The sequence below is a fragment of the Curtobacterium sp. VKM Ac-2889 genome (assembly GCF_015350855.1).
Classification (GTDB): domain Bacteria; phylum Actinomycetota; class Actinomycetes; order Actinomycetales; family Microbacteriaceae; genus Curtobacterium; species Curtobacterium poinsettiae.
Genome location: NZ_JADKSC010000001.1, coordinates 1,090,239 through 1,108,088, shown reverse-complemented (window position 1 = coordinate 1,108,088; position 17,850 = coordinate 1,090,239). Strand labels below are relative to the sequence as shown.

At 70.7% G+C, this 17,850-nt stretch carries 20 protein-coding genes and 1 tRNA gene; 8 read left to right on the top strand and 13 right to left on the bottom strand.

What is annotated here, in order from left to right; translation table 11 throughout:
• Positions 1-60 precede the first annotated feature (60 nt).
• Together ITJ50_RS05540 and ITJ50_RS05535 are read left to right on the top strand one after the other, a co-directional pair.
• Positions 61-1,011, top strand: coding sequence for a phosphotransferase (locus tag ITJ50_RS05540; protein WP_017888021.1), 951 nt, complete (start codon positions 61-63; stop codon positions 1,009-1,011).
• Positions 1,012-1,083: 72 nt separating this feature from the next.
• Positions 1,084-1,497: a hypothetical protein gene (locus ITJ50_RS05535; RefSeq protein ID WP_017888022.1), complete on the top strand. Its 414-nt coding sequence runs from the start codon at positions 1,084-1,086 to the stop codon at positions 1,495-1,497.
• Positions 1,498-1,530: 33 nt separating this feature from the next.
• Here ITJ50_RS05535 and ITJ50_RS05530 read toward each other — a convergent pair whose 3' ends face one another.
• From ITJ50_RS05530 to argG, 5 genes are all read right to left on the bottom strand, one after another.
• Positions 1,531-2,988, bottom strand: a complete 1,458-nt coding sequence (locus ITJ50_RS05530; protein WP_017888023.1) for an SPFH domain-containing protein — start codon at positions 2,986-2,988, stop codon at positions 1,531-1,533.
• Positions 2,989-3,166: 178 nt separating this feature from the next.
• Positions 3,167-3,994 carry an ammonia-dependent NAD(+) synthetase gene (nadE, locus tag ITJ50_RS05525; protein ID WP_031260204.1) on the bottom strand — a complete coding sequence of 276 codons (828 nt, stop codon included), beginning with the start codon at positions 3,992-3,994 and terminating at the stop codon, positions 3,167-3,169.
• A 245-nt stretch (positions 3,995-4,239) separates the two neighbouring features.
• Positions 4,240-4,851 carry a copper resistance CopC family protein gene (locus ITJ50_RS05520; protein WP_194590058.1) on the bottom strand — a complete coding sequence of 204 codons (612 nt, stop codon included), beginning with the start codon at positions 4,849-4,851 and terminating at the stop codon, positions 4,240-4,242.
• 41 nt (positions 4,852-4,892) lie between these two features.
• Entirely contained in the window at positions 4,893-5,060 is a 168-nt protein-coding gene (locus tag ITJ50_RS05515) for a hypothetical protein (protein ID WP_017888026.1), read from the bottom strand.
• A 258-nt stretch (positions 5,061-5,318) separates the two neighbouring features.
• Complete coding sequence (gene argG / locus ITJ50_RS05510; RefSeq protein WP_042540079.1) at positions 5,319-6,761, bottom strand: argininosuccinate synthase; 1,443 nt, start codon at positions 6,759-6,761, stop codon at positions 5,319-5,321.
• A 111-nt stretch (positions 6,762-6,872) separates the two neighbouring features.
• On the opposite strand from argG, the gene ITJ50_RS05505 reads away from it, so the two are divergent.
• Genes ITJ50_RS05505 through ITJ50_RS05495 form a run of 3 tightly spaced genes read left to right on the top strand, consistent with a single transcriptional unit; the run spans position 6,873 to position 8,823 of the window.
• On the top strand, positions 6,873-7,427 hold the full coding sequence (locus tag ITJ50_RS05505) for an RNA polymerase sigma factor (protein ID WP_111032360.1): 555 nt from the start codon (positions 6,873-6,875) through the stop codon (positions 7,425-7,427).
• Entirely contained in the window at positions 7,424-8,326 is a 903-nt protein-coding gene (locus ITJ50_RS05500; protein WP_194590057.1) for a hypothetical protein, read from the top strand. Before ITJ50_RS05505 ends, ITJ50_RS05500 begins: the two co-directional genes overlap by 4 nt.
• Positions 8,327-8,370: 44 nt before the next feature.
• Positions 8,371-8,823 (top strand): HTH domain-containing protein, encoded by a 453-nt coding sequence (locus ITJ50_RS05495; RefSeq protein ID WP_194590056.1) that lies wholly within the window; start codon positions 8,371-8,373, stop codon positions 8,821-8,823.
• Positions 8,824-9,050: 227 nt separating this feature from the next.
• Here the strand turns inward: ITJ50_RS05495 and ITJ50_RS05490 are convergent, their stop codons facing one another.
• The 3 genes from ITJ50_RS05490 to ITJ50_RS05480 all read right to left on the bottom strand — a co-directional run bounded on the left by ITJ50_RS05490 (position 9,051) and on the right by ITJ50_RS05480 (position 10,630).
• Positions 9,051-9,401: a hypothetical protein gene (locus ITJ50_RS05490; RefSeq protein ID WP_194590055.1), complete on the bottom strand. Its 351-nt coding sequence runs from the start codon at positions 9,399-9,401 to the stop codon at positions 9,051-9,053.
• Between the two features lie 75 nt (positions 9,402-9,476).
• Positions 9,477-10,016 (bottom strand): hypothetical protein, encoded by a 540-nt coding sequence (locus ITJ50_RS05485; protein WP_194590054.1) that lies wholly within the window; start codon positions 10,014-10,016, stop codon positions 9,477-9,479.
• On the bottom strand, positions 10,013-10,630 hold the full coding sequence (locus tag ITJ50_RS05480) for a hypothetical protein (RefSeq protein ID WP_071250306.1): 618 nt from the start codon (positions 10,628-10,630) through the stop codon (positions 10,013-10,015). Before ITJ50_RS05480 ends, ITJ50_RS05485 begins: the two co-directional genes overlap by 4 nt.
• Before the next feature lie 82 nt (positions 10,631-10,712).
• Between ITJ50_RS05480 and ITJ50_RS05475 the strand changes: the two genes are divergently transcribed.
• Both ITJ50_RS05475 and ITJ50_RS05470 read left to right on the top strand, forming a co-directional pair.
• Positions 10,713-10,964, top strand: a complete 252-nt coding sequence (locus ITJ50_RS05475) for a hypothetical protein (RefSeq protein ID WP_042540092.1) — start codon at positions 10,713-10,715, stop codon at positions 10,962-10,964.
• Between the two features lie 259 nt (positions 10,965-11,223).
• Positions 11,224-11,883, top strand: a complete 660-nt coding sequence (locus tag ITJ50_RS05470; RefSeq protein ID WP_140449404.1) for a hypothetical protein — start codon at positions 11,224-11,226, stop codon at positions 11,881-11,883.
• A 625-nt stretch (positions 11,884-12,508) separates the two neighbouring features.
• Here the strand turns inward: ITJ50_RS05470 and ITJ50_RS05465 are convergent.
• Together ITJ50_RS05465 and ITJ50_RS05460 are read right to left on the bottom strand one after the other, a co-directional pair.
• Positions 12,509-12,580, bottom strand: a tRNA-Arg gene (locus ITJ50_RS05465).
• Positions 12,581-12,593: 13 nt separating this feature from the next.
• Positions 12,594-13,697 (bottom strand): epoxide hydrolase family protein, encoded by a 1,104-nt coding sequence (locus ITJ50_RS05460; protein ID WP_194590053.1) that lies wholly within the window; start codon positions 13,695-13,697, stop codon positions 12,594-12,596.
• A 216-nt stretch (positions 13,698-13,913) separates the two neighbouring features.
• On the opposite strand from ITJ50_RS05460, the gene ITJ50_RS05455 reads away from it, so the two are divergent.
• Positions 13,914-14,606 carry an HAD family hydrolase gene (locus ITJ50_RS05455; RefSeq protein WP_140449406.1) on the top strand — a complete coding sequence of 231 codons (693 nt, stop codon included), beginning with the start codon at positions 13,914-13,916 and terminating at the stop codon, positions 14,604-14,606.
• A 90-nt stretch (positions 14,607-14,696) separates the two neighbouring features.
• Here ITJ50_RS05455 and ITJ50_RS05450 read toward each other — a convergent pair whose 3' ends face one another.
• The 3 genes from ITJ50_RS05450 to ITJ50_RS05440 form a co-directional block, all read right to left on the bottom strand.
• Complete coding sequence (locus ITJ50_RS05450) at positions 14,697-15,842, bottom strand: TIGR03364 family FAD-dependent oxidoreductase (protein ID WP_194590052.1); 1,146 nt, start codon at positions 15,840-15,842, stop codon at positions 14,697-14,699.
• Between the two features lie 147 nt (positions 15,843-15,989).
• Positions 15,990-16,826, bottom strand: a complete 837-nt coding sequence (locus ITJ50_RS05445; protein ID WP_194590051.1) for a CPBP family intramembrane glutamic endopeptidase — start codon at positions 16,824-16,826, stop codon at positions 15,990-15,992.
• Positions 16,823-17,719, bottom strand: coding sequence for a CPBP family intramembrane glutamic endopeptidase (locus ITJ50_RS05440; protein ID WP_194590050.1), 897 nt, complete (start codon positions 17,717-17,719; stop codon positions 16,823-16,825). The genes ITJ50_RS05445 and ITJ50_RS05440 overlap by 4 nt, the downstream gene beginning before the upstream one ends.
• Positions 17,720-17,850: the final 131 nt, after the last annotated feature.

Below are 17,850 nucleotides of genomic sequence, written 5' to 3'. Positions count from 1 at the left end.
GCCAACGCAAAGTTGCCGAGCGTGCACGTTTGTGTACGGGTTCTCAGGTAGCGTCGGGTCATGGGGCGAACCACCTGGACCGACGTACCGACGACGCTGCGGCAGCAGGTGGAGGGGGTGCTGGGCGGGCCCGTCGTGACCGCCGAGTCGCAGGCGAGCGGGTGGTCCCCCGGCAGCGCCGACCGCGTGACGACCGGGGCCGGACGACGCGCCTTCGTGAAGACGGTGTCGCGCTCGCGCAACGAAGCGGCCTTCGAGCTGCACCGGCGCGAGGCCACGGTCATGGCGCAGCTGCCGACCACCGTGCAGGCGCCGCGACTGCTCGACGCACTGCACACCACCGTCGACGGCGACGACTGGGTCGCGCTCGTGCTCGACGACGTCGCGGGACAGCACCCGGGCAGCCACCTCGACGGTTCGGACACGACGGCCGTGCTCGACGCGCTCGACACCCTGCCGCTCGCGACCGGCGCCCTGGCGGCACTCCCCCGCATCGCCGAGGACCTGCGCGGCGAGTTCGGGGCCTGGGACCGGATGCTGACCGACGACGCGACCGCCGCCCGCGTCGCCGAGGTCGTGCCGCCGCACGTGCTCGACGCCGGCCCCGCGATCGCCCGTGCGGCATCGCAGGCGGCCGCGCTCGTCGACGGCGAGCACCTCGTGCACGCCGACTGCCGAGCGGACAACCTGCTCGTCGACGGCGGCGGGCTCGTCTGGGTGGTCGACTGGCCCTGGGCGAGCGTGGGTGCGCACTGGCTTGACCCACTGACCTACCTGCTCGACACCCTCGTGCGTGGTGAGGACGCCGACGTCGAGCACCACCTCGCCACGCACCCGGTGTTCGCCGAGGTTCCGGCCGACACGATCGACGCCGTGCTGGCCGGGCTCGCCGGGCTGTTCTTCGAGCACGCCCTGCCGCCGGCGCCACCGAACATGCCCACGATCCGCGACTTCCAGCGGCGCGAGGGCGTGGCGGCCGCCGAGTGGCTGCTCCGCCGCTGGGCCGACTGACGGCTCGTCCGCGGACGCCGGGGGACGCATCTGTCCAGGGAGCGCAGCGCGCCGGAGCGTACGGTCCACCGCATGACTGACGAGCACCGCACCCCGCGCCCCGAAGACGACGCCGCGCGCCTCGGTCTCGTCGTCGTCGGCGAGGCAGCAGCCCTGCAGTCCGGCGACGAAGCGGCGTTGGACGCGAGCGAGCAGAACATCCGCGACACGATCGACGAGCTGGTCGACGAGCCCCTGACGCAGCGGCAGGAAGAGGTCGTCGAGCGACTCGCCGCGGCCGGTGGGACCCTGACCGCTGGGCTCAGCGGCGCCCTCGCCGCACAGAGCGGACGCAGCGTCGACGACGTGCTCGAGGGCGCCGCTCGCAGTGTCGTCTGGCAGCAGCGGCTGGCCGACCAGCGCGAGGACGCCGGGTCGCAGCAGCGTGAGGACGCCGGTGGGCAGCAGCGCGACCAACAGGACGAGAACGGGCGCGGCGAGGGCTGACCCCCGACGCGCCCGCCGAACGGGTCCGCTCGGTTACTCGACCGGTTCGGCCTGCGGCGCCGCCTGCTCGCGCACGACGGCACGGGCGGCTGCCTGCCCCGTCGTGGTGCTCTTCACGATGTCGCTCAGGGTGAACCCGGCGGTGGCACCGAGCAGCGCATCGACCTCGCTGAACTGGCTGACGACGCTCTTCGACAGTGCGCCGGCGCCGTCGGAGGACACCACGGTGAGCGTGTCGATGTTGCTCATCGGAGCAGCGAGCTCGCGGGCGATGCTCGGCAGTGTCTCGATCGCCTTGACCCGCAGGACGGCCTCGGAGTGCTGTGCGAGCGCGTCGGCCTGCGCCTTGGTCGCATCGGCCTCGGCCTGACCCTTCGCACGGATCGCGTCGGCGGCGGCTTCACCCTCGGCGCGTGAGGCGTCGGCGGCGAGCTTGCGGGCATCCGCCTCGGCCTTCGCCTCGGCCGCGACGGCCTCGGCGGAGATCCGGCGGGCCTCGGCCTGGGCGCGTGCGGTCTCGACCTGGGCACCGGCAGCGGCTTCGGCCTCGACGCGGGTCTTGCGCGCCTGGGCCTCTGCGACGGCGGAGACCTCGGACTCGAGCTCGGCACGACGCAGTTCGGCACGCTTCTGGGCGGTGATCTGCTCCTGCTCGACGACGCCCTGGGACGCACGCGCCTGGGCGAGCGGGCCGGCGGCAGCAGCTTCGGCAGAGGCGCGGTCGGCGTCGAGCTGCAGCGCGGCACGACGGATGGCCAGGGTGTTCTCGGCCTCGGCGATCGCCTGGTCGGCGGTCGCGCGGGCCTCCCGCGCTTCACGGTCGGCCTGGGCCTCGGCGTTCTCGGCCTCGAGTCGCACGCGTGCACGCTCGGCACGACCGAGGTCACTGATGTACTCGTTGCGGTCCGAGATGCCCTTGATCTCGAACGAGTCGACGTCGAGCCCCTGGCTGTGCAGGGCGTCCTTCGCGACGTCGAGCACGGCGACGGTGAGCTGGTCGCGCTTGCGGATGATGGTCGACACGTCGGTCGCACCGATCGAGGCGCGGAGCGAACCGGACAGGACCTCGCGCGCGAAGTCGTCGATCTTCTTCTCCTGCCCGAGGAACCGCTGCGCGGCAGCCCGGATCGAGGCGTCGGTCTCGCCGACCTTGACGAGCGCGACCGCTTCGACGTCGATGGTGACCCCTCGGGAGTCCTGCGCGTTGACGTTGATGTCGATCGCGCGCGAGCTGAGCGACAGCTTCGCGACCTTCTCGAAGAAGGGTCGGACGAGCACGCCGGCGCCGAGCACGACCTTGATGCCGGACTCGACGGTCTCGGTGCCGTCGTCGTTCTTGACCTTGCGCGAGCGCTTGCCGGTGATGATGAGCGCTTCGTCGGCGCCGGCGTTGCGGTACACGACCTTGGCGTAGATCAGCGCGATCACGGCGAGGACGATGATCCCCACGATGACCAGCGGGATGGCTCCGAGCGCGAACAGGACGTCCATGTTTCCCCCCTTGCGGACCAGGTACCAGCCTGGATTCCGCATCTGTTGTTCCGTTGGCTCCCATCCTAGGAGCGCCGGCGGACAGCGGGGGGCGCGCAGGGAAGTGTCGGGGACGACAGACGGGAGGCGCGGTGCAGGATCACCTGCACCGCGCCTCCCGGCCGTGTCGCGTCAGCGCCTACGCGCCCGCACGCCACCAGTCGTCGAAGGGCGTCGCCGGCACCTGCCGCTTGTGCTCCGTCGCGCGGTAGCGCGACTCGATCGCCTCGGCGACCTCGATCGGCACGTCGTGCCCCTGCAGGTAGGCGTCGATCTCGGCGTAGGACAGCCCCAGGTTCGCCTCGTCGGTCTGCCCGGGCGTCTCGTCGAGCAGGTCCGCGGTGGGGGCCTTCTCGTACAGACGGGCGGGTGCGCCGAGGTGCTCGAGCAGCTGCCGCCCCTGGCTCTTCGACAGCCCGGTGAGCGGGGTGAGGTCGACGCCGCCGTCACCGTACTTGGTGAAGAAGCCCGTGACGGCCTCGGCCGCGTGGTCCGTGCCGACCACCAGCAGGCCACGCTGCCCGGCGACCGCGTACTGGGCGACCATGCGCATGCGGGCCTTGACGTTGCCCTTCACGAAGTCGCTCAGCTCGACGCCGGAGGCCGCGGTGTCCTCGACGACCCCGTCGACCCCGTGCTCGATGTTCACGGTGATGCCCGGGTCGGCCGCGATGAACTGCAGGGCGAGCTGGGCGTCGTCCTCGTCGGCCTGCACCCGGTAGGGCATGCGGACGGTCGTGAACTCGGCCGGGTGCCCCTCGGCACGGAGCGACTCGACCGCGAGCTGGGTCAGGCGGCCGGCCAGGGTGGAGTCCTGCCCGCCGCTGATGGCGAGGAGGTACCCCTTCGCCCCGGTCGTCAGCAGGTAGTCGCGCAGGAACCCGACACGACGGGCGACCTCCTGCTCCGGGTCGATGGTCGGCTGGACGTTGAGGTCCGCTGCGATGGCGGCTTGGAGTTCACGCACCACCCCAGTATCACGCCGATCGGCCCGGATGGACCGGATCGATCGACAGTTCGATGCCACGCGATGGTGCTGTCGATCGCGCAGAGGTGTTGTTCGTCCCGATCGGGTTCCGCACCGCGCCGACGCCGCACTCGAGGCCACTCCCGTGGCGCACGCGGTCGCGCCGCGTGCGCTTCGTGCGCAGGAACGGTCGGGTGCGCGCCTGCGACCCGACCGTTCCTGCTCACGAAGTGGGGTGCGCCGCGCTACGAGCTGCGCTCGGCGCTGCGCCCGCGCCGCAGCAGCAGCACGACGACAGCACCGGCCACCAGGACCGTGCCGGCGCCGAGGGCGATCCACACGCCGGGCGCGATGCCCGGTGACGACGACGATGCTCCGTCGGACGCCCCGGTGGCCGTCGCGGTGGCGCTCGGTGTGGGCGCGGTGCTCGCCGTCGGGGTCGGAGCACCGGTCGCGCTCGGGGTCGGAACAGCAGCTGCAGCCCGGTAGTCGAACGCGAGCGTGCCCTCGATCGGGTGGCCGTCCGGCGACACGTACCGCCAGAGCACCGTGTAGTTGCCCCGGTCGAGATCGACCGCGCGGCGCATGGTCGTGCCGGAGACGGTCACATCACCCGTGGCGACGTCGGTGCCGGAGGCATCCGTCACCTGGATCCGGAGCCCGGCGTCGAGGCCGGCGAGCGGCGCCTCGGAGAAGGTCAGGTCGACGGTCTGCAGCGGTTCGGTGACGACCGCCCCGTCCGCCGGGGTACTGCTCGTCAGGGCCGAGTGGGCAGACGCGGGCTGGACGCCGACGAGCGTCAGCAGTCCCGCCGCGACGATCGCCAGTGCCGCCGCAGTGGTTCGGGCTGTACGCATGCGCAGACTCTACCGACGGTCGAGCGGCAATCCGCTGCGGATCAGAGCTGCTCGCCGAGGAAGTCTGCGTACGTCGGCTCGTAGCGCGCGTCGCCGGCGCCGACGAGCTGGTGGCCGGTTCCTTCGAGGCGCTCGGCAACGAGGGCGGCGAGTTCTTCCGGGGACCGGAGCCCGTGGCGGTGCCAGATGTTCTGCAAGTTGGCGGCCATGATGACCAGCCCTTCGTCGAGATGATGCGCATCTCGGATCCGTCCGGGTCGACCCGCTGTGCCAGACCCCACAGATCGTGAGGAGCATCGTGACGACGAGTCCCTGATGACTGACCCGGTACCGCAACGATACGGTCGCGTCCCACCGCCGTCGAGGCGGATGCGCTTCGCGGCTGACGACCGACGGGAGGCCCGGTGCCAGCCGGCACCGGGCCTCCCGTCGTCAGGGGGTCGCGCCCAGGGCGCGGGTCCGCTCGATCAGTCGGTGCCGGAGTCGAAGGCGGCGCCTTCGGAGGCCAGGTCGGTGCGACGGCCCATCGCGTCCTCGGCGTCGGAGGCGACGATCGCGCCACCGAGGATCTCCTCGGCCTCGCCCGCCTCGAGCTCGCCGACGAGCTCGGCCGTCGCGCCACCGATGAGGCCGGCGGCGGCGTACTGCTCGAGTCGCGAACGGGAGTCCGCGATGTCGAGGTTGCGCATCGTGAGCTGGCCGATGCGGTCGTCCGGCCCGAACGCGGCGTCGCCGACGCGCTCCATCGACAGCTTGTCCGGGTGGTACGACAGCGCCGGGCCCGTGGTGTCGAGGATCGTGTAGTCGTCGCCGCGACGCAGACGCAGCGTGACCTCGCCGGTGACGGCGGAGGCGACCCAGCGCTGCAGCGACTCGCGGAGCATCAGGGACTGCGGGTCGAGCCAGCGGCCTTCGTACATCAGGCGACCGAGACGGCGACCCTCGTTGTGGTACGAGGCGACCGTGTCCTCGTTGTGGATCGCGTTGAGCAGGCGCTCGTAGGCGATGTGCAGCAGCGCCATGCCCGGCGCCTCGTAGATGCCGCGGCTCTTCGCCTCGATGATGCGGTTCTCGATCTGGTCGGACGCACCCAGGCCGTGGCGGCCACCGATGGCGTTCGCCTCGTAGACCAGGGCGACCGCGTCGGTGTACTCGACGCCGTTGATCGCGACGGGGCGACCGGCCTCGAACCGGACGCTGACGATCTCGGTCGCGACCTCGACGTCGTCACGCCAGGCGGCGACACCCATGATCGGCTCGACGATGTCCAGGCCGCTGGACAGCTCTTCGAGGCTCTTCGCCTCGTGCGTCGCGCCCCAGATGTTCGCGTCGGTCGAGTACGCCTTCTCGGTGGAGTCGCGGTACGGGAACCCACGGGCGACGAGCCACTCGCTCATCTCCTTGCGGCCGCCGAGCTCCTCGACGAACTCGGAGTCGAGCCACGGCTTGTAGACGCGCAGGCGCGGGTTGGCCATCAGGCCGTAGCGGTAGAACCGCTCGATGTCGTTGCCCTTGTAGGTGGAGCCGTCGCCCCAGATGTCGACGCCGTCTTCCTTCATGGCACGGACGAGCATCGTGCCCGTCACCGCGCGACCGAGCGGCGTCGTGTTGAAGTACGTCTTGCCGCCGGAGCGGATGTGGAACGCACCGGTCTGCAGTGCGACCAGGCCTTCTTCGACCAGGGCGCTCTTCGCGTCGACCAGTCGGGCGATCTCGGCGCCGTACTCGTGGGCGCGGCTCGGGACGGCGTCGATGTCCGGCTCGTCGTACTGGCCGATGTCGGCCGTGTACGTGCAGGGGATCGCTCCCTTCTCGCGCATCCAGGCAACGGCGCAGGAGGTGTCGAGACCCCCTGAGAACGCGATGCCGACTCGTTCGCCGACGGGGAGACTGCTCAGGACCTTGGACACGGGGTCAATCGTACGGGGCCAGCGGGGTCGACTACCGTCCGGGGCGACGGTTGTGGAGAACTGGTCGGGCAGAACCAGGAACCGATCCGGGGCGACCGGACAATACAGAGCATGAACCAGATCACGGGGGACCGGTCCGACTGGGCCCTGGGCGTCGCCGGGGACGGCCGTGCGGTCGGTCGGCTCTTCGACCGGCACGCGGCGCGACTGCGTCGTCACGTCCGAGCGCTCGTCCCGACGCCGGACGACGCCGACGACGTGGTCGCCGTGGTGTTCCTCGAAGCCTGGCGGAAGCGGGACCACGTCCGTTTCGTCGACGACTCGATGCTGCCGTGGCTCCTCGTCACGGCGACCAACACGGCGCACAACCTGACGCGGTCCTCTCGGCGCCACCGCTCGTTCCTCGGCAGATTCCCGGTCGACGACCCGGCACCCGACCCGGCGGACTCCTTCACCGACGCAGAGGCCGTGACCGCACTCCGTGGTCTCCCGATCGCGGACCAGCGCGTCCTGTCCCTCTGCGTGCTCGAGGGGCTGAGCGAGCGTGAGGCCGCGACCGTCCTCGGCGTCCCGCCCGGCACCGTCAAGTCCCGGCTCCACCGTGCGAAGGCGCGGCTCCACAAGCAGTACTCGGCGACAGCGGAACCCCTCGGAGGCACACTGTGAACCACGACCAGATCTCCCCCCGGCTCGCGGCGATGCGCGACGCACTCGTCGCAGAGGTCGACGCGACCAGCGCCACCGGAGCGCCGCTCCGTCGACGTCGCCGACCGACCCGCGGCACGGTCCTCACGATCGCGGCCGCGTTCCTGGCGGGATCGGCCGTCACGGGCGGGATCACCGCGGCTGCCCTCCCGTCGAACGACCCGGATGCCGCGCTGGAAAGCACCCTTGCGACCTCGACGCGCTACATGGTCGAGGACGTCAACCACGCCACGATCCTCGGGACTCCGGCCTTCGCGAGCACGCAGGGCGATGGTTCGTTCTCGCTCGGTGCCCGCCCCGCGGACGCCGACCGTGTGACGCTCACGTGGAAGTGCCTCGACCCGGGGACCTTCACCGTGGCCGTCGACGGGACGACCGTCGACGGGCCCACCCGCTGCACGCCCGGCGCGACCGGTGCGCATTGGAGCCTGTCCCCTGCGACCGGTTCCGGACGCGCGTCGGCGACAGTCTCCGTGATGGGCGGCGGCTCCGCCCGCTACGCCGTCTGGGCCTCGTGGGCCGAGTCCGCGCCGATCGCGGATCCGTCTGCCCAGCAGCGAGCCGAGATCCGCGACGGCCGGATCACCCTCGACGAGTACCGTGCCGCGTTCAACCGGCTCGAGGCCTGCCTGACGCAGGCGGGACACCCGATGGACGACGTGCCCCTCCTCTGGTTCGCGAACGGGTCCTGGACGAGCCGACCCGTCGGCACGGGCCCCTGGTACCTGTACTCGACGCCGACCGAGGGCCTCGAGGTGTTCGACACCCAGTGCTACCCGCGGGAGTTCGGCCAGGTCGACGCGCTCTGGCAGGCGGAACACCCCGTGCCGGAGGACCCGCCGGCCCAGCCCGCTGGATGATGCACGATGGTGCGGAGAGTCCTGCGACCGATGAAGGGAACGAGATGACTGCCGAGGCCCTCGACGTCCGGGCGGAACTCCGCGCGCTGATCGAGCACCATTCCGTCGCGCTCGAGGCGATCGCGCAGATGACCGGGATCTCGGAGTCCACGCTCTCCGCGTACCTGGCCGGGCCAGGGACCGAGCACCAGGGTTTGACCGCCCTCGGGACCGGGCTGACTCCCGACGAATCGCAGCGGCTCGCCGTCTTCGCAGCGATGCTGGCCGCGGCTGGGAGCGTGCCCGACGATGACCGCGTCCGGGGCATGCTCGAGGGTCTCACGCAGGTCTCCGGGCTGACGGTGGCGAACATCGCGTGGCTCACCGGGATCGCGGAGTCCGACCTCGATGCGTTCTCGGAGGACCCGACCGGGGTGCGCGACGCCGTGAAGTACGCGATCGCGACCCGGACCTCGTACCTCGTGAACGCCGTCAACCTCGCGACGTCGAGACGCTGAGCGACACCGACGCGCGGCAGGAACTCGAACCGCTTCGATCTGGTGCCCCTGGAGGGACTCGAACCCCCAGCCGTTTCCTGAGGACGCGGGGCTCCCGACGATTCCCGGAACTACCCAAACATCCGTGCTGTGTGCGGTGAAGTACCTTCCAGTACAGCTCTAGACCAAGCCTCCTCCGAGGCAGGAGAAGCAGGAGCCCGGTGTGGGCTCGCGCTGCTCTTCTGCTCCTACTGCCGCGGTTCAGATGACCTCGTCGCGGTGGACGGGCTGTCCGTAGTACCACCGGCCACGAACGACCCGCTCACGCCGCCATCTTCGAAGAGCTGCTGACCCCGGGCGCCGACATCAATGCTGTTCGCGCCACCGAGCGCAGCGACGGTCACGCCGGTGGTGGTGCGTGCCCGCCAGCCCCGGGGGAGGAAACCGATGCGATCGTCGAAACGATGGACGCCTTCACTGTCGGTGGGGATACCGTTGATTGCGTCGTTTCCGTCGTGGTTGCCGGGCACCACGAGAAGCTGCACGTGACGAATCTCAAGGTGCGCGGACAGCCCGTGCGAGACGACGGCACGGGTCACCGGGAAGCGCCGGCGGGGTACCATCCTCGCCGGCCGCTGTACCAACTGTGCCTGGCAGAGCTGAGACGCCCGCCGCTACTCGTCGTCGTCGTACGACTTGCAGAGGGACCCCGCTCGGAGCGTGACCACCGCTGCCTTCTCACCGTCGGGGTACTGGATGCTCACGGACGGCGAAGGGTCGTCGCGGGTGCCGCGGATGAACGTCTGCCCGTTCGACCGGTCCGTGTCCACATGCGTGTAGCCGACGTCCGCCCACACCCGTTTCACCTTCTGTGTGATGTCGCTGAGGTCTCGCTTCGACACCGTCTCGAGGTAGGCACCGTCCGCTTCCCCCATGGAGTGGCCCGAGAAACCGGCCCAGTCCTTTGGTAGGCAGTCCGAGGATGCCAGTCCGCGGGTCAGTGGACCGTCGAGTGGTTGCTGCGCGGACCAGTACCGCCAGGCTGTGTGTCCCCCGGTGGCATCGATGACGTCGTTCAGCACCTCATACATCTCCGCGTCAGCACGGTCGGCCTGCTGGTGTGTGTAGATCGTCGGCGTGCTCGCACATCCGGTTGTCACCGCGGCGAGCGCCGCCATGACCGTTGCAGCGGCAATCCGGGTTGCGGTTCTCACGATGGTGCGTCAGTCGGGTCGTCGTACCGGTCCGGCTCGTCGTCGTTGAGGTAGTCGTAGGACTGGCAGATGGAGTCCCCTTCGAGCAGGACCTTCTGCTTCTCCTTCGTGTCCCGGTAGGTGAAGGTCAGCGTGGGGGAGGGCGCTTCGTGGGCGGCGCGAACGACGATGCCGTCGTCGGCGCCGGCGTCGGTGCTGACGTCGGTGGTGATGTTCGTGTAGCCGGCGGCCGTCCAGACCTTCTTGACAGCTGCGAGAGTTGCATCAGCATCCACGAAGTCGGTTGAGTTCAAGGAGGCGCCGTCGTAGTCGCCGAGCGGGTCGCCTGCCATGCCCATTCCGTTGGTGGGCAGGCATTCACCGCCGCCGTTGCTGTGGTCACCGGTACCGACCGGTTTGTCCAACGGCTTGTTGGACGACCACGCCTTCCATGCTTGGAGACCGCCGGTGGCGTCGATGGTGTCGTTCAGGACGGTGAACATCTCGTCGTCGGCGGAGACCGCTTCCGAGTGCGAGTAGATGGTCGGCGTCGAGGCCTTGCTGCATCCTGTGATGGTCGCGGCGAGCGCCGCGACGATGACGACAGCGGCGACGCTGCGGCTGGTTCCCCTCATGGTGTTTCCCCTCCCCCGAGACTGACCAGGATGGCACAACCTCCCGCCACGGAGGTGCGGCCGGTCCGCGCATAGGGGCAGCATGCCGCACCCCTTCGACGAGATCCCGGACCTCGCGACCACCCTGTCCGAGGAGGCGGAGCGACTTCGCAGCGCCGGTGTCAGGGCCGCGCTGCAGGTCGTGCACAAGGTGCTGAACCGGGAAGCGCTCGGACCGCGTCTCGCCGTCGGCGAGTTCGCCGGTGTGCAGAAGGACCTGCTGCGTGTGAACGTCAAGGTCGGTCAGGCAATCCTGACCGACCGCATCGTGGACCGGCAGCTCCCGAACACCTGACAGATTCGCCGACCTGGCCGACAGGTCATCGTGCCCCCCCCCCCCCGACTGTAGGAGTCCCATCATCGCTGTACTGAATCGCCGCCGAAACGCCCTCATCGCGACAGCCGCGGCCGTCATCCTCGGCGGTATCGCCGTCGGCACCGGCGTGACTGTGGCTGCGAACGCGGAGACGGTCCGTCAGTGTGACGCTGCCCGCGGGAAGCTGTCGAAGGCGTCTGCCGTCGCGAAGAGGGCGACAGCCGCGGCCGACACCGCGGTGAAGAAGTCCGAGGCGACGCAGCTGCCGCACACGGACGGCTGGACGTCGAAGAAGTACGCCGACAAGCCCGCCTCCACCGCGCAGCCACACGGCAGCAGCGGAAAGGACCGGCTCGCCGCCGTCACCACCCAGCAGAAGAAGCTGCAGTCGCTGGCGACCGCGCCAACATGTGAGTCCCGCGGCGACGCGGAAGCGGTCACCGAGCGCGCGGCGGTTCTGGCGATGACTTCGAAGCAACTCACCACGGCGGCAACTGACCTGGCTGATGACTTCCAGACGTTCCAGGCGGACGAGACGACCCGCGTCGCCGCGGAGAAGGCAGCAGCGAAGAGAGCTGCCGAGGAAGCCGCCGCGAAGAAGGCCGCGGAAGCGGAAGCCGTCCGGCGAGCAGAGGCCGCGGACGCTGCCCGCCAGGCAGCCGCACGCGCAGCTGCGGCGACAGCGGAAACCAGCACCGAGTCCGGTGTGACGCAGCGCTCGACTGGTGGCGGGCCGGCGACGGGCGGAACGACGTCCGGGCAGAGCGACAGGGTGACCGCTCCGTGGGGCTCCACTGCGCCGCGGAAGGGCCCAGAGTTCGTCGGTGGCGGCGGAGTCGGCTCTGGCGGCGGTGGCTGCTGGACCGACAACGGCGTCGGCGGCACCAAGCGCTGCTGACCAGCGGTGTCGGGACGGTACGCCGACGCGGACGCTGAGGACATGCTTGAACTCCGGCACATCTTCATCGGGTTTCGAGACGCGCAGTAGCTGCGGGCGTGCAGAGCCTCATCCTCGGTGCGTCCACCGGCACAGCCCTCGTCAGCGCCGTCGGCGGGACTGCTGCAGGTTTCAAGAAAACCCAGTCAGAGCAAGCAGGGAGGGTCAAACGCAGCAACGGCACGGTGCCGGTGTGCGCGGAGAGACCGGAGTGAGTGCAAGCAAGACTGACCTGGGCTTTTTCTGGCACTTCCCGGAATGTCCCGCTGTGTCCCGCATCCGCGCACAAGGTTGGCGGCCGTGTGTGCTGCGACCGGGCTGTCATCCTCGCGTGGCTTGACGCTGTGCGGGTCGCCTGATGGGGCGTCCCGAAGGCGAGGAAGGCACCCGCTGACGCGCGAGTAGCCCTGCAGATGCTCGCCCCGATGCAGACGCCGATCGACTGACCCGGCCCCGACACCGACGAAGCGGCTGCATCCACTTGGATGCAGCCGCTTTTCGTGTCGGACCGGCGGTCATGACCGCTGGGTAACCGTTGACCTGGGTGAAACTTGGGCTTGCGGACCGCCGTACTTCCGGTTGTTTGTGCCCCTGGAGGGACTCGAACCCCCAACCGTTTCCTTAGGACGGAACTGCTCTTCCATTGAGCTACAGAGGCTGGCCCGTCCACTCTAGCGGCGGAAGGGCCCCAGGAACGCGTGCAGTTCGTCGACGAACAGGTCGGGCTGCTCGAACGGCGCGAAGTGCCCGCCGCGGTCGAGTTCGTGGTGGAACACGAGGTTCGTGGTCCGCTCGAGCCACTCGCGCGGCGCCCGCACCAGGTCGCCGGGGAAGATCGAGAACCCGGACGGCACCTCGACCCGTCGCTCCAGCTGCTCCGCAGGGATCGCGGCGTTCGCGTGGTACATCCGCATCGCCGAGCCGATCGTGGCGGTGGCCCAGTACTCGGTGAGCAGCGCCAGGACCTCGTCGCGCGTGTAGACCGACCACAGGTCGCCGTCGCAGTCGCTCCACGCCCGGAGCTTCTCGACGATCCAGGCGGCCAGCCCAGCGGGTGAGTCGTTCAGCCCGACCGCTGCGGTCTGCGGCTTCGTCCGGTGCAGCATCGCGTAGGCGCCCTCGGCGGTGCGCCAGCGGTCGGTCGCGGCGACGAACTCCCGTTCGGCGGCGGACAGCGTCGACGGGTCGAGCCCCGGCCAGGCGAGCCCGCCGTCGATGCGGTGCACGGCGACGACCCGGTCGGGGTGGTCGAGTGCCAGGTACCGGGCGACGTGTGTGCCGATGTCGCCACCGGAGACCGCGAACCGCTCGTACCCGAGATCCGTCATCAGTGTCGCCCACATGCCGGCCACCTGCCGGGCGTCGAGCACCTGCGGCGGCGCATCCGAGAAGCCGTACCCGGGCATGTCCGGCACGACGACGTCGTACCCGGAGTCGACGAGCATCGGCAGCACCTTCCGGTACCGCCAGCCGGAGTCCGGCCAGCCGTGCGCGAGCAGGACCGGCAGCGCGTCCGGCTGTGCGGCCCGGGCGTGCAGCACGTGGATGCCGATGCCGTCCACGACGGCACGACGCGAGGGCAGCGCGGCGAGCGCGGCACGGTGCGCGTCGAAGTCGAAGCCGTCGGCCCAGTACTCGACGAGTGGCCGCAGGACGTCGTAGTCGGCACCGAGCGACCAGCCGACCCCGGCGGGTGCGTCCGGCCAGCGTGTGGCACGCAGCCGCGCGCGCAGGTCGTCGATGGTCGCGCCGTCGATGTGCGGTGTCTCGCCCATGCGGCCGACGCTACGCGGCGCCACCGACGCAGATCGGCGAACGGGGACCGGCGCCGCTCCCCCTGGCGGACCGGCTGCATGTCCGCACAGGCCGTGACGAGCCTCCTGGCGGCGTTCACCTGGCGGACACCCGCGCATCGTCTGCCCGCCATGGGGTGCGTCGACGCTGGTCGGACCGCGCCGGTCCCGGCGTGGCGGCACGTACCCAGGAGTCCCATGATCTCGCTCGTCTGCCTCGACATGGCAGGAACCACCGTCGACGACGGTGGCGTCGTGCTCGACGCCTTCCGCACCGCGCTCACCGACGTCGGCCTCGAGCGTGGGAGCGCCGAGCACGACCATGCCGTGCAGTACGCCGTCGACACCATGGGCCAGTCGAAGATCGCCGTCTTCACGGCGCTCTTCGACGGGGACGGCGTCCGCGCCGCAGCGGCGAACACCGCGTTCGAACGCGCCTACGCACGCACCCTCGACCGGGGCGTGCGGCCGGTGGACGGTGCCGTCGAGACGCTCGTCGCACTCCGCGCCGCGGGTCGGCAGATCGCGCTGACCACCGGGTTCTCGCCCGCGACGCGTGACGCGGTGCTCGACCTGCTCGGCTGGCGGCCGCTGGTCGACCTCGCGCTCTCCCCCGCCGACGCCGGGCGCGGGCGCCCGTACCCGGACATGGTGCTCACCGCCGTGCTCCGGACCGGCACCGACGACGTCCGTGCCGTGGCGGTCGTCGGTGACACCGTCGCCGACCTGCTCACCGGGCACCGCGCCGGCGCCTCCGTCGTGGCGGGCGTGCGGACCGGGACGCACCAGGACGCGGACTTCGCGACGGTCGAGCACACCCACGTCCTCGACTCGGTCGCCGAGCTTCCGTCGGTGCTCGCCGAGGTCGACGAGGCTGTGGCCGCGGTGTGACGACCGCGTGACGACCTCGCCGGTGCCAGAGGCCGCCGGGGTCGCAGCGTTGGCCGGCCTGGTCGGCGGCTGCGCGACTGACGGTCCCCCTCAGCCGAGGACCGCCGGGGCGATGCCGAGGCCGGTCGTCATGCCGATGCCCGTGGTGACCGTCACGACGTCGACGCCGGGCAGCGGCCGGTCGATGAGGAACTCCCGCCCCGGCGCCGAGGCGTAGACGCCCTGCCACCGGTCGACCACGGAGACCGGCGCACCGAACAGGCGCTCGGTCTCGGTGACGAGCAGCCGGAAGCCGTCCTCGTCCTGGAACGGCGGAGCGTCGACCCCGCGCTCGTGGGTGTCCCCGACGATGACGCTGCCGTCCGGCGGCGACGTGTACATCTGGTTGAGGTCCCAGCGGACCCCCTCGGGCAGGTCGGCGGCGAGCCGGTCCCGCAGGGCACCCGCTCCGGGCATCGCGGCGAACCCCGAGTAGCGCAGCAGCGACCACCCGGTCAGCAGCGGTGTGGCGATTGGGAAGGCGAGCGGGATCGTCGCACGCAGCATGTGGAGCCGGCAGCGGACCAGGCCGATCGACTCGGCGAGCTCCGGGAAGAGCTGGTCGAGGTCGTGGTTCGTGCAGACGACGACCCTGGTCCCCTCGACGACGCCGCGACCGGTGCGGACGGCGCCGGCGGCGACCTCGAGCACGGGGGTGCGCCAGAGGAAGGTGACCCCCTGCTCGGCGAGCCAGCGCGCGATCGCGGGTGCTGCCTCCCGGGGGTCGACCTGCAGGTCGTGCGCCAGGTGCGCGCCGCCCAGGGCGGTGTCCGGGTCGACCGGCACGGCCGCGGCGATCTCGACCGCGTCGGCCAGCCGCACCTCCGCGCCCGAGTCGCGGTACTCCTCGAGCACCGCCATCTCCTCGGGGCGACGGGCGACGACGTGGGCACCGAGTTCCCGAGCCGTGAAGCCGGCGAGCTGCGCGAGTGTGAGCCAGCGGCGGCGTGCCTCCTGGGCGTACCCGGCTGCCTCGCCGGTCTGCGGGGTGACGCAGGCGTGGCCGAAGTTCCGGACGCTCGCCCCGACGACCGCACCCGCACGGTCGACCACCGCGACCCGGGCGCCCTGCCGGAGTGCCTCGTACGCCATGCCGAGTCCCACGATGCCCGCGCCGACCACGACGACGTCGTACCGTTCGGTCAGCGGCTGGTGGTCCGTCTCGGTGTCGAGTGCGGTACGTGCGGAGCGGGGCATGAAGACCTTTCGGGCAGTGCGGGACGCCGGTCCGGTGCGGACGTCGCAACTGTCGCAGGCAACCGGTGGGGCGGGGTTCCGTCCCGGTGCACACGGCGTGGACGGCAGGTGAAATCGATCGGCACCTGTCCGGACAGCCCGGCCGGGTCAGGTGGTCTCGGTGCCGCCCGGCGTGGCGCGGCGGTCCCGTCGACTGCGGAGCGTCTCGCGCACCACGCTGATCGCGATCGCGACGGAGAGCCCGATCAGGATGATCTCGATGACCCCGGTCGTTGACGGTGGTTCGGCGCCCTCGTGGTTCCGTCCGGCGGTCTGCAGGAACAGCGCGGCGTCGTTGAGCCCGTGCAAGAGCATCGGCACCCACAGCCTCCCGGTGGCGCGGCGGGCCGCGTAGAAGAGTGCTCCGTCCATGCTGAGGAACGCCACCTGGAACAGGATCAAGCCGAGCGGGAGTCCGGCGATCACGAAGCCGACCACGTGGGCGAGGCCGAACAGCACCGAGGAGACGATGAGGACGACGAACTCGGAGTGATGTGCGCGGAGCGCGGTGACGAGGATCCCGCGGAAGAACAGCTCCGCGCCGATGCCGACGCCGAGCGCACCGATGAGCACGACGACGATGATCCCGGCCGACGCCTCGGACCACGGCACGAGGCTGAACAAGATCACTGTCGAGACGAGGGACAGCACCGGAGCGGCGAGCCACCACCAGCGCCGGGGTCGCCCGACGGCGACAGCCGGTTCTCGCCAGATGTCGTTCCACCACCCCGAGCGCCGGGCGAAGAACACCCCGGCGACGATCATGATGCTGACCGGGATCCAGGTGCCGGCGAGCCAGTCCGCGATCGGGTGGTCCTCCCCGTTGACGACAGCGCTGAGCAGGTTCCCGACGCCGGCAGCCATGAGCACGTAGACCACGCAGGCGACGAGGGCGATCGAGAACAGCCGCGGGACCTCACGACGCCCATTGACTGCGGCGGTCATGCGGCCACTCCCTGCGGGTCGGGCTCGGTCTCGGTCTCGGTCTCGGGGCTGCTGACACGGCCCTTGATGAAGAACAGCACCAGGAGCGCGAGCACCGGGTAGACGAAGTTGAAGATCCCCGCCAGGCTGATCAGCCCGGCGTCGCCGGCGGTCGCGGCGGTGGTGTCGATGCCACCGGTCGCCAGGATCGTGGTCGGGTCGGTCGCCGCGTGCAGCAGCATCGCGGGGACGATGCTGCCCGTGACACGCATCGACAGGTAGAACATCATGCCGGCGCCGAACGTGTACACGACCGTGACGGCCACCGTGACGAGCGGGGTCCCGCCGATGGCGTTCGAGGCGTGCATCAGCCCGAACAACACCGACGACAGCAGCGCGACGGTGCGTTCGGTGTGGTGCCCGCGGCGGAGCAGGTTCACGGCGACGCCGCGTGCGACGAGTTCCTCGGCGAACCCGATGCACAGACCGAGGAAGAGCACCGCGAAGACCACGGCGACCGAGTACGACGACCAGTTGGTCGCGACGAGCCGGATCACGATCGGGACGAGCAGCAGGACGACGGCGGTCCACATCCACCCCCGCCCCGGCAGTGGCTGGCGACCGAAGACCTCGCGCCCCCAGCCGAGCGTGCGGACGAAGACCAGGGTGAGCAGCCCCATCACGATGATCGGCAGGGCGACGCCCACGACGGCTCCGCGGGGTGTGGCGAACAGCTCGTCCGCGGTGATGTCGCTGGCGAGGGTGCGGGCGTTCAGCCAGCCGAGCCCCTCGTAGACGGCGAGGTAGAGGACGACGGCGAGCACTGCGCGCCACCAGCCACCGCGGTCCCAGAAGCGCTGCCACGGGTTCCGTGCCGCTGCCGTGTCGGTCGAGCGATCTGCTCCTGCAGCCATGCTGTCCTCGCGGGTCTCGGTCGTCGGGGCGTCTGGTGACTCGTCCTCACGTCAGCGTAGTGCGGACCCGGATCACCCCGCGTGCCCTGCACGCGCGTCAGGGCGGACGGGAGGCCCGTGGCGGCGTCGCC

Excerpts from the sequence above, each read along its gene's own strand:
- ITJ50_RS05535 (WP_017888022.1), top strand. The coding sequence starts at position 1,084 with ATGACTGACGAGCACCGCACCCCGCGCCCCGAAGACGACGCCGCGCGC.
- ITJ50_RS05445 (WP_194590051.1), bottom strand. The coding sequence starts at position 16,826 with ATGACCGCCGCAGTCAATGGGCGTCGTGAGGTCCCGCGGCTGTTCTCG.
- ITJ50_RS05515 (WP_017888026.1), bottom strand. The coding sequence starts at position 5,060 with ATGGCCGCCAACTTGCAGAACATCTGGCACCGCCACGGGCTCCGGTCC.
- ITJ50_RS05495 (WP_194590056.1), top strand. The coding sequence starts at position 8,371 with ATGACTGCCGAGGCCCTCGACGTCCGGGCGGAACTCCGCGCGCTGATC.
- ITJ50_RS05475 (WP_042540092.1), top strand. The coding sequence starts at position 10,713 with ATGCCGCACCCCTTCGACGAGATCCCGGACCTCGCGACCACCCTGTCC.
- ITJ50_RS05505 (WP_111032360.1), top strand. The coding sequence starts at position 6,873 with ATGAACCAGATCACGGGGGACCGGTCCGACTGGGCCCTGGGCGTCGCC.
- ITJ50_RS05480 (WP_071250306.1), bottom strand. The coding sequence starts at position 10,630 with ATGAGGGGAACCAGCCGCAGCGTCGCCGCTGTCGTCATCGTCGCGGCG.
- ITJ50_RS05455 (WP_140449406.1), top strand. The coding sequence starts at position 13,914 with ATGATCTCGCTCGTCTGCCTCGACATGGCAGGAACCACCGTCGACGAC.
- ITJ50_RS05530 (WP_017888023.1), bottom strand. The coding sequence starts at position 2,988 with ATGGACGTCCTGTTCGCGCTCGGAGCCATCCCGCTGGTCATCGTGGGG.
- ITJ50_RS05520 (WP_194590058.1), bottom strand. The coding sequence starts at position 4,851 with ATGCGTACAGCCCGAACCACTGCGGCGGCACTGGCGATCGTCGCGGCG.
- ITJ50_RS05460 (WP_194590053.1), bottom strand. The coding sequence starts at position 13,697 with ATGGGCGAGACACCGCACATCGACGGCGCGACCATCGACGACCTGCGC.
- ITJ50_RS05440 (WP_194590050.1), bottom strand. The coding sequence starts at position 17,719 with ATGGCTGCAGGAGCAGATCGCTCGACCGACACGGCAGCGGCACGGAAC.
- ITJ50_RS05450 (WP_194590052.1), bottom strand. The coding sequence starts at position 15,842 with ATGCCCCGCTCCGCACGTACCGCACTCGACACCGAGACGGACCACCAG.
- ITJ50_RS05540 (WP_017888021.1), top strand. The coding sequence starts at position 61 with ATGGGGCGAACCACCTGGACCGACGTACCGACGACGCTGCGGCAGCAG.